Origin of the sequence: Lapillicoccus jejuensis (assembly GCF_006715055.1) — a bacterium.
Lineage (GTDB): Bacteria > Actinomycetota > Actinomycetes > Actinomycetales > Dermatophilaceae > Lapillicoccus > Lapillicoccus jejuensis.
The window spans coordinates 1,395,006-1,407,931 of sequence record NZ_VFMN01000001.1 but is presented as its reverse complement, the minus strand read 5'-3'; the positions used below and the strand labels follow the sequence as shown (position 1 = coordinate 1,407,931).

The following is a 12,926-nucleotide window of genomic DNA, read 5'->3' as shown; positions in this document are numbered from 1 at the left end:
TCAGGCCTCCTCGGTCATCTCGGCGGGGGTCATCTCGGCGGGGGTCTTGTCGGCGGGGGTGATGAGCAGGCTGCCGGAGGGGTGGACGGTCGCGACGTACCCGGGCAGGACGAGCGTCGTGGAGTCCATCTCCGTGACGACCGCGGGTCCCTCGACGACGTCGCCGGCGCGCAGGACGGCGCGGTCGAAGATCTTCGCGGGCACGGCCTCGCCGCCGACGTGGATCGTGCTCTCCCGCAACGGCTCCGGCGGACCGGAGGTCGGCTCGAGGTGGATCGCGGCGACCTCCGGACGGGGGCCGCTCACCGTGGCGCGGGCGTTGACCAGCTCGTGGTCCACGGTGAGGAGGAAACCGAACAGGCGCTGGTGCTCGGCGTCGAAGGTCTCGGCGAGCCGCTCGAGCGCGCCGTCGCGCGTCCCGCCCCGCAGCCAGTCACCGTCGACGGAGACGGGGATCTCGAAGCCCTGGCCGTGGAAGCGGACGTCGACCGTGTAGGTGACGCGCTGCTCCTCCCGCGGCAGACCCTGGTCGGCGAGCCGGCCGCCGGCGTCGTCGGCCAGCTCGGTGAGCACCTGAGCCAGCTCGGCCCCGGTGAGGTCGGAGAAGCGGCGCAGCACGGTGCGGGCGGACTCGTCGCGGCGCGAGGTCGTCGCGTCGCCGAGCGCGCACAGGACACCGGGTGAGGGCGGGACGATGACCGGCCAGGCGCCGGTGAGGACGCCGAGGGCGTTGGCGTGCAGCGGTCCCGCGCCCCCGAAGGCGACGAGGGCGAAGTCGCGCGGGTCGAACCCCTGCTGCACCGAGACGAGCCGCAGGCCGCCGAGCATGTTCTCGTTGACGATGTCGACGATGCCCGCCGCGGCGGCCTCCGGGGAGCCCAGCTCCATCGCGTCGGCCACGGTCGCGACGGCGGTGCGGGCCGCGTCGACGTCGAGCCGGATCTCGCCGCCGGCGAGGTCGGAGGGCAGGTAGCCGAGGACGACGTTGGCGTCGGTGACGGTCGGCTCGGTGCCGCCCTTGCCGTAGGCGGCCGGTCCGGGATCGGCGCCGGCCGACTGCGGACCGACCCGCAGCGCGCGGGTCAGCTGCGGCACGTGGGCGATCGAGCCGCCGCCCGCGCCGACGGTGCGCACGTCGACGCTCGAGGCCCGCACGGTGAGGTCGCCGACCTTGGTCTCGCGACCGATCCGCGGCGACAGGCCCTGGACGAGGGCGACGTCGGTGGAGGTGCCGCCCATGTCGAAGGTGATGAGGTCGCGGTAGCCGCACTGCTCGGCGACCCACACGGCGCCGGTCACGCCGCCGGCCGGGCCGGAGAGCAGCATGGTCACGGGCGCGTCGACGGCGCCCTGCGCGGAGGACAGGCCGCCGTCGCTGCGCAGGATGGCCAGCTCGGCGCCGACCCCGCCCTCGCGCAGCCGCTCGCTGAGGGTCGTCACGTAGCGCTTGACCTGCGGCTGGACGTAGCCGTTGGCGACGGTCGTCACGGTGCGCTCGTACTCCCGCAGCTCGGGCAGGACGTCGGAGGAGAGCGAGACCGGCACGCCCGGGAGGACCTCGGCGGCGAGGTCGCGCAGACGGCGCTCGTGCGCCGGGTCGGCGAAGGAGTTGACCAGCGAGATGGCGAGGGCCTCGACCCCCGTGAGCCGGGCGAGGGCGGCGCGGGCGCCGTCCTCGTCGAGCGCGCGGATCCGCGCGCCGTCGCTGGCGATCCGCTCGTCGACCTCCACGGTGTTCTCCAGCGCGGCGAGCGGCTCGGGCTTGGGCCAGATGATCCAGCCGGCCAGGCCGCCGGGGACGTAGGATCGGGCGATCTGCAGGACCTGCCGGAAGCCCTTCGTCGTCACGAGGCCGACGGTGGCGCCCTTGCCCTCGAGGATCGCGTTGGTCGCGACGGTCGTGCCGTGCAGGACCTGGGCGACCTCGGCGAGCGAGATGCCGGCCTGCTCGCAGACCTGGCCGATGCCGTTCAGCACGCCGACGGCCTGGTCCTGAGGCGTCGAGGCGGTCTTGGCCCGCCACGTCGCGCCGCTGGCCTCGTCGACGAGCAGGACGTCGGTGAAGGTGCCCCCGACGTCGACACCGAGGCGGTAGCTCATGACTGGTCTCCTTCTGCGGGGGCGGGTGAGGGCGTGCTGTCCGGCTCGGCGGCGCGGACCATGACGGATCGGGCGTGGCGGATGTGCGCGGTCATCACGGCGGCGGCCCAGTCGGCGTCGCCGGCGCGGAAGGCGTCGACGATCTCGACGTGGTGGGCGAGGCTGCGGCGCAGGGCGGCGTCGTCGTACGCCCGGAAGTTGCGCCGCTGCAGCGGCGTGCGGATGGCGCTGCCGAGAGCGCCGGCGAGCCCGGGGTGGGCGGCGAGCGCGACGATGCGGTCGTGGAAGGCGCGGTTCGCCGGAACGAGGGCGTCGAGGTCCTGCCCCGGACCGGGGCGCCCGACGGCGACGGTCGCCGCGGCCAGCCGGTCGAGCTCCTCGACGTCGTCCGCCGTGGCGCGGGGGACCGCGAGCGCGGTGAGCCGCGGCTCGAGCGTGGTCCGCAGGTCGAAGACGCCCTCGAGCTCGGCGAGGGTCCAGGTGGCGACGCGCGCGCCCCGGTTGGGGGCGGAGTCGACCAGGCCCTGGACGACGAGCCGGGAGAGGGCCTCGCGGACGGGCGTGCGGCTCACGCCGAGCCGGTCGGCCAGCTCCACCTCGGCCAGCCGCGCCCCCGGCGTGAGGTCGCCGCGCAGGATGAGCTCGCGCAGCGTGTCCTCGACGCGGTCGGTGGCCGTGGCGTCGGCGGTGCCGGGCATGCACGACTCCTCGTCGCTCGGCGGTGGGATCTCGGCGGGGAGATCTCGGCGGTGAGGTCACCGGCCGCCCGGGGGTGCGGCCGGTGATTGTGTGCAATCTAGGGATCGCGCCCTGGACGCACAAGGGTTTCGTCGCGTAACTTCACCGTGGACCGCTCGTCCCACGCGTGTTCTGCATACATCTGGCCCTTCTGTCGTGTCGACCTCCTGGGCGACCCGACCTTCTGTGCGACGGAGACCCCATGGGCACCCTGCTCCCCGACCCCCACCGCAGCCCGTCCCCGTCGGCCTCCCGTGCCCGGCTGCGCGAGCTCGTGTCGGCGCCGGCGCCGCTGCTCCTCCCCGGGGCGTACGACGCCCTCTCGGCCCGGCTCGTCGAGCAGGCCGGGTTCGACGCCGTCTACCTCACCGGGTTCGGCGCGACCGCCTCGCTGCTCGGCCGCCCAGACGTCGGGCTGCTCAGCGCGGCCGAGATGGCCGACCAGGCGCGCCGGTTCGTCGACGCCGTCGACCTGCCCGTCGTCGTCGACGCGGACACCGGCTACGGCAACGCCGTCAACGTCGTGCGCACCGTCCGGACGTGGGAGCAGGCCGGGGTCGCCGGCCTGCACCTCGAGGACCAGGTCACGCCGAAGAAGTGCGGTCACATGTCGGGCAAGCAGGTCGTGCCGCTCGCCGAGATGGTCGGCAAGATCGAGGCCGCCGTCGCCGCCCGCCGCGACGAGGGGCTCGTCCTCATCGCCCGCACCGACGCGGCCGCCGTCGAGGGGCTCGACGCGGCCATCGCGCGCGCCCGGGCCTACGCCGCCGCCGGCGCCGACGTGCTGTTCGTCGAGGCCCCCACGAGCGAGGCCGACATCGCCCGCGTCGCCGACGAGCTCGGCGGGGTCGCCCCGCTCGTCTTCAACGCCGCCGAGGGCGGGCGGACCCCGCCGCTGGCGCTCGAGCGGGTCGCCGAGCTCGGCTTCTCGCTCGTCATCTACCCGATCGCCACGCTGCTCGCGGCGACCGCGGCGGTGCAGGACGTGCTCGCGACGATCCGGCGCGACGGGACGCCGCACGCCGCCGCGCTGCCCGCCTTCGACGCCTTCACGACGACGGTCGGGCTGCCCGAGGTCGGCGAGCTGGAGACCCGCTTCGGGGGCTAGGCGTCCTGCACGTCGCCGTACGGGCCCTGCGCCTGGCCCTGTGCCTGACCGTGGCGAGCGGCGTCGGCGGCCGACTGCGGGGTCGAGCCCGGCTCGTCGGCCCGCAGCGGCCGGACCCGGACGGCGGTGCCGTACGCGCAGATCTCCGTGAAGGACTGGCCGATCTCGCCCGTGTCGAAGCGCATCGCGACGATCGCGTTGGCGCCGCGCTGCTCGGCCTCGGCGACCATCCGGCCCATCACCTCGTGCCGCGACTCGTAGACGATCTTCGTGTACTCCGGCAGCTCGCCGCCGCCGATCGCCCGGAAGCTCGCCGTGAAGCCGCCGACGATGGTGGCGCTGCGCACGGTCATCCCCATGACCTCGCCGAAGACCGCCTCGACGCGGTAGCCCGGGACCTCGTTGCTCGTCACGATGATCATGGGCCCGAGCCTGACAGGTCCCGCTCGGCGGTCGGCCGCCCCCCGCTGGGGACGCGCTGTGCCAGGGTGGCCACCGTGTCCCCGTCCTCCCCGCCGGACGACGTCCTGCGCGAGCACGCGGCCGCGCTGCGGGCGGTGGGCGCGACGGACCTGGCGCAGGCCGCGGACCGGCTGACCCCCGACGACCTCGCCCGGGTCGCCCGGGACGCCGGGCGGCTGCTCGACGACGACGGCGTCACCTACGCCCGGCCCGGTGAGGCCCCCGGGCCGTGGCGGCTCGACCCGCTCCCGCTGGTCCTCGGGTCGGCGCAGTGGGCCGGGCTGGAGCGCGGGCTGGTCCAGCGCGCCGAGCTGCTCGAGGCGGTCCTCGCCGACCTGCACGGGCCGCAGCGGCTGCTCGCCGAGGGCGTCGTCCCCCCCGAGGCGGTGCTGCGTCACCCCGGCTTCCTGCGCGCGCTCACCCGCGCGTCCTCCGCCGACCCGCGCCCGCTGGAGCTGACCGCGACCGACGTCGCGCGCGACGAGGAGGGGCGCTGGCTCGTCCTCGGCGACCGGACCCAGGCGCCGTCGGGTCTCGGCTACGCGCTGGAGAACCGCCGGGTCCTCAGCCGCGTGCTGCCCGAGCTCTACCGGGAGGCGTCGCTGCACCGGGTGGGCCCGTTCTTCGGGGCGCTGCGCACGGTCCTGCTCCAGTGCGCCGACGAGGAGGTCGCCGACCCCCAGGTCGTCGTCCTCACCCCGGGCAGCCACTCCGAGACCGCCTACGACCAGGCCGTCGTCGCCACGCGGCTCGGCTTCCCGCTCGTGCGCGGCGAGGACCTCGTCGTGCGCCGTGGGCGGCTGTGGCTGCGCAGCCTCGACCGGCTCGAGCCGGTCCACGTCGTGCTGCGCCGGGTCGACCCCGCCTGGTGCGACCCGCTCGAGCTGCGGCCCGACAGCCGGCTCGGGGTGCCGGGACTGCTCGAGTGCGTTCGGCGCGGGACCGTCCGGGTCGTCAACGCGCTCGGGGCGACGGTGCTGGAGAACCCGGCCCTGCTGCCGTTCCTGCCGGCGGCGGCGTCGCTGCTGCTCGGCGAGCCGCTGCGGCTGCCGTCCGTGCCGACGTGGTGGTGCGGCGCGCCCGCGGGCCTGGAGCGGGCCCGCGCCCTGCTCGGCGCGGGCCGGGACGCGTCCGGGGGGAGTGTGGGCGAGGTGCTCGTGCGGGCGCTCGACCGCAGCACCCCCCTCGCCGGGGACGACCGGCTCGCCCGCGTCGAGGCCGACCCCGGCCGGTACGTCGTCCAGCACCGACCGCCGCTCGCGACCACCGCGACCCTCGTGGAGGACGGCCTCGCCGCCCGACCGGTGACGCTGCGGACGTTCGCGCTGCGGCAGGGGGCGTCGTACCGGCTCCTGCTCGGGGGGCTCGCCGCGGTGCAGCCGGGGCCGGGCGGCCCGCCGGAGCGGGCGGGAGGTCCGCCGACCAAGGACGTCTGGGTGCTCAAGGCGGAGCCGTCCGACCGCGACCAGGGGCTCGGGGCCAGCCTGCCCGCCCTCGGCCACCGCGTGCTCACGCCGAGCGTGCCACGGGCGCTGGAGCACCTGTTCTGGCTGGGCCGGTACGCCGAGCGCGCCGAGACGCTGCTGCGGCTCGTCCTCGCGACGCACCCGCTCGTGGAGGACTTCGCCGGACGACGCGACCCCGCCGGTCCGGGCACGAGCGGGGGCCGTGCGGTCGAGGTGCTCGTCGGGGCGCTCGCGCGGTTCGCGGGGCCGCCGCAGCGGCTCGGAGACGTCGACGGCTACCTGCACGACCTGCTCACCGACCGCGGCCGGCCGGGGTCGGCCGCGCAGTCGCTCGACGCGGCGCGGGTCGCGGCGGAGGGGGTGCGCGACCAGCTGTCGGCCGACACCTGGCGGGCCCTCGCCGTCGCCGACCGGGCCGAGGCGGAGCTCGTGCGCACCCTCGGGTCGCACCACCTCGCCGAGGGCGCCGGGCGGATGCTCACGGGGGTCCTGGCCCTGCACGGCGTGACCGGCAACATGGTCCGCGACCCCGGCTGGCACCTGCTCGAGGCGGGCCGGGCCCTCGAGCGCGGGCTCCAGCTCGCGCTGCTGCTGCGGGTCGTCGTCGAGCGGCACGGGATCGAGGTCGACCGCACCGTCCTGCAGACCGTGCTCGCCGCGGCGGAGAGCAGCGTCACCCACCGGCGCCGGCACCGCGGCGACGTGCGGCCGGCCACCGTCCTCGACCTGCTGCTCACCGACCCCGACAACCCGCGCTCGCTCGCCTTCTCGCTCGGCCTCGTCGGCGAGCACCTCGCCGCGGTGCCGACGGCGACCGGCGCCACCCGGCCCGAACGGCTGCTCGCCGACCTGCGCGAGGAGGTCGCCGAGCTCGACGTCGCGACGCTGGTGGCCATCGGCGGCGCGAGCCGGCCGCACCTCGAGCGCCACCTCACCCGGCTCACCGACGACCTCACCCGGGTCGCCGACGCGGTCGCCGCGACCCACCTCGCGGCCGGCCCCGCCCCGCGGGCGTTCGGCGGCGGGCGCGAGCCCGCGGTGCGGGGGCTGCGATGAGGGGGCTGGGATGAGGGGGCCGCGATGAGGTACCGGGTCACGCACCGCACGACGTACACGTACGACGACGACGTCACCGACAGCCTCGCCGTCGCGCACCTGACGCCGCGCTCGCTGCCGTGGCAGGTCGTGCACGCCGCGCAGGTCGACGTCGACCCCGCGCCGGAGGACCGCCGCGCCGACCTCGACGCCTTCGGCAACGGGACGGTGTTCCTCCAGGTGACGACCCCGCACCGCGTCCTCACGGTCATCGGCCGCAGCGAGGTCGAGGTGCAGCCGTCCGCGGCCGACCAGGCCGACGCGGTGGCGCTGTCGGTCCCGTGGGAGCAGGCGCGGCCGGCGCTCCGCCCGGACCTGCCCGGCGCCTGGCGCGCGGTCGACCTCACCCTCGCGTCGCCGCTCGTCGACCTGGTGCCGGCCGCGACGGCGTACGCCGCCCTCAGCCTCACCCCCGGCCGGCCGCTGGGGGAGGCGGTGGACGACCTCGTGCACCGGATCCACGCCGACCTCGCCTACGACCCGCGGGCCACGACCGTGACGAGCCGCATCGAGGAGGTGCTCGACCAGCGGGCCGGGGTGTGCCAGGACTTCGCGCAGCTCATGGTGGCCGGCCTGCGCGGGCACGGGCTCGCGGCGCGGTACGTCAGCGGGTACCTGTCGACGACGCCGCCGCCCGGTCGCGACCGCGTCGTCGGTGCCGACGCCAGCCACGCCTGGGTGCAGGTGTGGGTGCCGAGGCCGGACCTCCCGGACGGCCCGGGGGACCCGCGCTCGTGGCTCGCCGTGGACCCGACCAACGACGCGCGGGTGGGGGAGCGGCACGTCACCGTCGCGTGGGGGCGCGACTACGGCGACGTCCCGCCGCTCAAGGGGGTCATCGTCACCGAGGCCGAGAGCTCGCGGCTCGAGGTCTCCGTCGACGTCGAGCCGCTCCCAGGGGGTGGGGACGTGTCGGGGTCGGCCGACCCGGGCACGGGAGCGCCGTGAGGACCTACCAGTGCCGGGTCAGCGGCCACCCCCTGTACCTGGAGAACACCGTCTGCCTCGGCTGCGGGACGCCGCAGGCGTACTCGCGCGCCGAGCGGGAGATCGTCCCGGTGCGGCCCGAGGGCGAGCGGGAGGCCGGTCGTGACGGGGGGAGGGGGGCGTCGTACGTCGACCCGCAGGGCACCGCGTGGTGGCCCTGCGCGGACGTCGCCCTCAACGGCTGCACGTGGCTGGCGCCGGCCGACGGGGCTCTCTGCGAGAGCTGCGCCCTCACCCGGACGCGCCCGAACGACGCCGACCTCGAGGGGCTCGGGCTCTACGCCGAGACCGAGCGCGCCAAGCGGCAGCTGCTCGTCGAGCTCGACGCCCGCGGGGTGCGCTGGGTCCCGCGCACCGAGGACCCGGAGACGGGGCTGTGCTTCGACCTGCTGTCCAGCCGCGCCGAGGACGTCGTCATCGGGCACGCCGACGGCGTCGTCACCATCGACCTCGCCGAGAGCCACGACGCGTACCGCGAGAAGGTGCGGATGCGGCTCGGTGAGCCCTACCGGACGATGCTCGGCCACCTGCGGCACGAGACGGGGCACTACGTCGAGGGCCTGCACGTCCTCGGCGACGAGGAGCGCACCCGGCGGGTCCGTGCCCTGTTCGGCGACGACCGCGCGGACTACCAGGCCGAGATCGACCGCCACTACGCCGAGGGACCCCCGGACGGGTGGGAGGCGTCGTACATCTCCGAGTACGCGACCATGCACCCGTACGAGGACTTCGCCGAGACCTTCGCGCACTTCCTGCACATCAGCGACACCCTCGAGACGGCCCTCGAGCAGGGGCTGCTGCCGGCCGGGACCGACCTGTCCGGCCCCTTCGGACGCGTCGTCGTCGACGTGTGGGTGCCGCTGTCGATCGCGCTCAACCAGGTCGAGCGGTCGATGGGCAAGCCCGACCTCTACCCGTTCGTCCTCGCCGCGCCCGTCGTCGACAAGCTCGACCTCGTCGCCGAGCTCGTGACGAGCTGACCCCCGTGCAGGGCTGAGGTGCTGGCGGAGCTGGGCGCGCGGCTCGCGCCGGTGCCGGCCGGGGCCCTCGCCCGGCCCGAGGTGACGACGGCGCTCCTGCTCGCGCTGGTCCTCGGCGTCGTCGTCGTCGCGGTCGACCCGGTCTGGCGGGTGGCCCGGCTCGGCGTCACCCTCGTCCACGAGCTCGGCCACGCCGGCGTCGGGCTGCTCTGCGGGCGCCGGTTCACCGGGTTCGTGCTGCGCGGCGACATGTCCGGCGAGGCCGTCACCCGGGGTCCGGCGCGCGGGGCCGGTCGGGTCCTCACGACCGCCGCCGGCTACCCGGCGCCGGCCGTCGTCGCGCTCGTGCTCGTCGCCGCGGCCGCCCGGGGCTGGGCCGCGGCGGTGCTGGGGGCGGTCGTCGCCGCCCTCGTCGTCGCGCTCGTGCGGGTCCGGTCGGCGCTCACCCTCGCCGTCGTCCTCGCGGTGCTCGCCGGGGCGGCGTCGCTGTGGTGGTGGCGCGACGACGTCCGCCAGGCGCAGGTCCTCACGGGCCTCGGACTGGTCCTGCTCGTCGGCGCGTGGCGGCACCTGGCCGCCGTCCGGCCCCGCGCGACCCCGTCCCTACGGCGACGCGAGCGGGGTGACCGGGGCAGCGACCCTGCCGTGCTCGCCGAGCTCACCCACGTGCCGGCCCCGGTCTGGTGGGCCGTGCTCGTCCTCGTCACCGCCGGCTGCACCCTGGGCGTCCTCGTGACGCTGAGACCCCTGGTGACGTCGAGCCCCTGAGCGTTCCCAGAAAGTTCGCAGCGCGTATCGCTTGCGAGACGCCGTACCGGGTCGCAGACTCGACGTGGGGGCCGGGCTTCAACCACCAGGTCCGGCTCCCAACGCCGGCTCCACGGCGTCCCGACGTGGGGGGCCCGACGTGGGGGGCCCGACGTGGGGGGCCCGACACGTAGGGTCGGACGATGCGCGTCGTCGTCGTCGGAGGTACCGGGCACATCGGCACGTGGCTGGTGCCGCGTCTCGTCGCGGGCGGTCACGAGGTGGTCGTGCTCAGCCGTGGGCGCCGGGCGCCGTACCCCCACCCCGCGCAGCAGCCGGACCCCCAGCAGGTCGTCCCCGAGCAGGTCGTGGTCGACCGGGACGCCGAGGACGCGGCCGGCACCTTCGGGACCCGCGTGCGCTCGCTCGAGGCCGACGCGGTCGTCGACCTCGTCTGCTTCACCCCCGACAGCGCCCGGGCGCTCACCGACGCCCTCGCCGGCAGCGGCACCCACCTCGTGCACGTCGGCACCATCTGGGCGCACGGACCGAGCCGGCTGGTCCCGACGCGCGAGGACTCCCCGCGTCGCCCGGTCACGCCGTACGGCGTCGCGAAGGCCGCCATCGAGGACCACCTGCACGCCGTCACCCGCGCCGGCGACCTCGACGCGAGCGTCGTCATGCCGGGCCACATCAGCGGGCCCGGCTGGCTGCCGATCACCCCCGCCGGCGACCTCGACCCGGGCGTGTTCCGCGCGCTCGCCACCGGCGGACCGGTCACCCTGCCCGACGACGGGCTCGCCACGCTCCAGCACGTGCACGCCGACGACGTCGCCGCCGTGGTCGAGGCCGCGCTCGACCGGCGTGAGGTCGCCGCCGGCCGCAGCTGGCACGCCGTCGCCGAGCAGGCGGTGACCCTGCGCGCGTACGCCGAGGAGGCCGCCCGCTGGTGGGGTCGCGAGGCCGACCTGCGGCTGCTGCCGCTCGAGCAGTGGCGCGCGCAGGCCGACCCCGAGCAGGTGGCCACCACGCTGGACCACCTCGCGCACCGGCCGTGCTGCTCGATGGACGCCGTCCGCGACGAGCTCGGCGTGCGGCCGGCGCACACCCTGCTGGACACGGTCCGCGAGGCCGTCGCCTCGGTCGCCGAGGAGCACGGGATCCCGCCGCTGGGCTGAGGCAGGGATCGGCGCCCGGGCTGGTCCTACGACCATCGGCCACTGGTCGTCCTGCCCCCATCCGACCCACGCTGGGGTCATGACGTCGACGCCCCGCGGTGCCACCCGGCTGCTCCTGCCGGTCGCGCGACCGCACCTGCCGGCCCTCGGCCGGGCCACGGGCCTCGTCGTCCTGCGCGGGCTCGCCGTGCTCGCCCGGCCGTGGCCACTGGCCATCGCCGTCGACGCGGCGCTCGAGCCGACGCACCGCCCCCTCCCGCTGGGCCTGGACCGCCCGCTGGGAGGACTCCCGCCGCTCGGCGTCGTCCTGCTCGCGGCCCTGGCCGGTGTCCTCGTCAGCGTCGCCGTCGGCGCGCTCGACCTGGCCGTCGACCTCACCGCCGAGTCGGCCGCCGAGCGGCTGGGGGCAGACCTGCGCCGCGACGCCTTCGCGCACGCCCTCGGGCGCTCCCTGCGGTGGCACGACGCGATCCGCTCCGCGGAGCTCGTCACCCGCCTCACCACGGACGTCGGCCGGCTCCTCGACGCGGTCGTGGCGCTCGCGACGTCGCTGCTGCCCGACGTCGTCCTGCTCGTCGCCGTCCTCGTCGTCATCGCCCACCTCGACCTCGGCCTCGCCGTCGTCGCCCTCGGCATCGTCCCCCTCCTCGGGGTGCTGGCCGTCGAGCAGCGCCAGCGGGTCCGGAGCGCGCAGGCCGGGGCGCGCACCGCCTCCGGTGCCCTCGCGACGACGACCCAGGACCTGCTGCACGCCGTCCGGACCGTCCAGGCCTTCGGCCGGGAGGACCGCGCGACGCGCACCTTCGGCCGGCGCAACGAGACCCTGCTGCGCGCCCAGCTGCACGCCGTCCGGGTCGAGGCCCGCTGGCTGCCGACGGGCGAGATCGTGCTCGCCCTCGGCGGGGCGCTCGTCCTCGCCACCGGCGGCACCCACGTCCTGGCCGGCACGCTCAGCGTCGGCACGCTGCTCGTCGTCGTGGCCTACGTCCGCGACCTCTACGCCCCCGTCCGCAGCCTGACCCGGCTCTCCGGCGTGCTGGCCAAGGCCGGGGCCTCGGCGGCCAGGGTCGCCGAGGTCGTCGACACCGACGACGGCGTCGCCGACCGCCCCGGCGCGACCGACCTGCGCCCACCGGTGCACGGGATCCGCCTCGAGGACGTCCGCTTCGGCTACGACCCCGGTGCCCCCGTGCTCGACGGCCTCGACCTCGAGCTCGAGGCCGGCCGGGTCACCGCGCTCGTCGGCCCGAGCGGCGCCGGCAAGAGCACGGTCCTGCAGCTCCTCCTGCGCCTGTACGACGTCGACGCCGGCCGGGTCCTCGTCGACGGCACCGACCTGCGCTGCACCACCCGCCGCAGCCTCACCCGGGTCGTCGGCTACCTCCCGCAGGACCCGTGGCTGCTCGACGCCAGCCTCGCCGACAACATCGCGTACGGCGCCCCCGCCCCGTCGCCGTCGGCGGTCCGCGACGCCGCCCGGGTCGCGCACGTCGAGGAGTTCCTCGACGAGCTGCCCGACGGTCTCGACACCGTCCTCGGGCAGGACGCCGCCCGGCTGTCCGGTGGGCAACGCCGCCGGGTCGCCCTGGCCCGGGCCGTCGTCGGCGGTGCCCCGGTCCTCCTGCTCGACGAGCCCACCGCCTCCCTCGACGACGAGTCGGCCCGCGTCGTCGTCGACGCGATCCGCTCGGTCGCGCGCGGCCGGACCGTCGTCGTCGTCACGCACGACGAGCGCGTCGCGGCCGTCGCCGACCGGGTGGTGCGCCTCGAGCGGCGCCGACCCCTCGACCCCACGGACCACCCCGACACCCCCGAGGGAGGTGAACCCCATGACCACCACGACCCCCGTCCTGGCGCAGCACGGACGCTCGCGCTCGCGCAGCCGGTCACGCAGCCGCTCGCGCGACTGAGCGACTGAGCGAGCTACCCGCCCCACCCGTCCACCCACCACCACATCCCCACCGAAGGAGGTGAACACCATGACCGTCACCACCCCCGTCGCCCAGCACCACGGGCGCTCCCGGTCGCGCAGCCGCTCCCGGAGCCGCTCGCGTGGCTGACGCAC

Annotated in this window: 10 protein-coding genes; 7 read left to right on the top strand and 3 right to left on the bottom strand. The window is 76.3% G+C overall.

Annotated elements, in window-relative coordinates:
• Both FB458_RS06700 and FB458_RS06695 read right to left on the bottom strand, forming a co-directional pair.
• Positions 1-2,100: a hydantoinase/oxoprolinase family protein gene (locus FB458_RS06700; protein ID WP_141847804.1), complete on the bottom strand. Its 2,100-nt coding sequence runs from the start codon at positions 2,098-2,100 to the stop codon at positions 1-3.
• A complete protein-coding gene (locus tag FB458_RS06695; protein ID WP_141847803.1) occupies positions 2,097-2,798 on the bottom strand; it encodes a GntR family transcriptional regulator in 702 nt (233 codons plus the stop codon). The genes FB458_RS06700 and FB458_RS06695 overlap by 4 nt, the downstream gene beginning before the upstream one ends.
• A 242-nt stretch (positions 2,799-3,040) precedes the next feature.
• Here FB458_RS06695 and FB458_RS06690 point away from each other — a divergent pair, with 242 nt between their 5' ends.
• Positions 3,041-3,946: an isocitrate lyase/PEP mutase family protein gene (locus tag FB458_RS06690; RefSeq protein WP_141847802.1), complete on the top strand. Its 906-nt coding sequence runs from the start codon at positions 3,041-3,043 to the stop codon at positions 3,944-3,946.
• Here FB458_RS06690 and FB458_RS06685 read toward each other — a convergent pair.
• The gene (locus tag FB458_RS06685) at positions 3,943-4,368 is read right to left on the bottom strand and encodes a YbjQ family protein (RefSeq protein ID WP_141847801.1); all 426 of its coding nucleotides are present in this window, start codon (positions 4,366-4,368) and stop codon (positions 3,943-3,945) included. The genes FB458_RS06690 and FB458_RS06685 overlap by 4 nt on opposite strands.
• A gap of 75 nt (positions 4,369-4,443) precedes the next feature.
• Between FB458_RS06685 and FB458_RS06680 the strand changes: the two genes are divergently transcribed.
• From FB458_RS06680 to FB458_RS06655, 6 genes are all read left to right on the top strand, one after another.
• Positions 4,444-6,930, top strand: coding sequence for a circularly permuted type 2 ATP-grasp protein (locus FB458_RS06680; RefSeq protein WP_141847800.1), 2,487 nt, complete (start codon positions 4,444-4,446; stop codon positions 6,928-6,930).
• 24 nt (positions 6,931-6,954) lie between these two features.
• A complete protein-coding gene (locus FB458_RS06675) occupies positions 6,955-7,917 on the top strand; it encodes a transglutaminase family protein (RefSeq protein WP_141847799.1) in 963 nt (320 codons plus the stop codon).
• Positions 7,914-8,936: a zinc-binding metallopeptidase family protein gene (locus FB458_RS06670; protein WP_141847798.1), complete on the top strand. Its 1,023-nt coding sequence runs from the start codon at positions 7,914-7,916 to the stop codon at positions 8,934-8,936. The genes FB458_RS06675 and FB458_RS06670 overlap by 4 nt, the downstream gene beginning before the upstream one ends.
• Before the next feature lie 18 nt (positions 8,937-8,954).
• Positions 8,955-9,704 (top strand): M50 family metallopeptidase, encoded by a 750-nt coding sequence (locus FB458_RS06665; RefSeq protein ID WP_246061095.1) that lies wholly within the window; start codon positions 8,955-8,957, stop codon positions 9,702-9,704.
• Between the two features lie 182 nt (positions 9,705-9,886).
• Positions 9,887-10,861, top strand: a complete 975-nt coding sequence (locus FB458_RS06660) for an NAD-dependent epimerase/dehydratase family protein (RefSeq protein WP_141847797.1) — start codon at positions 9,887-9,889, stop codon at positions 10,859-10,861.
• 79 nt (positions 10,862-10,940) lie between these two features.
• Positions 10,941-12,779, top strand: a complete 1,839-nt coding sequence (locus tag FB458_RS06655; RefSeq protein ID WP_141847796.1) for an ABC transporter ATP-binding protein — start codon at positions 10,941-10,943, stop codon at positions 12,777-12,779.
• Positions 12,780-12,926 lie beyond the last annotated feature (147 nt).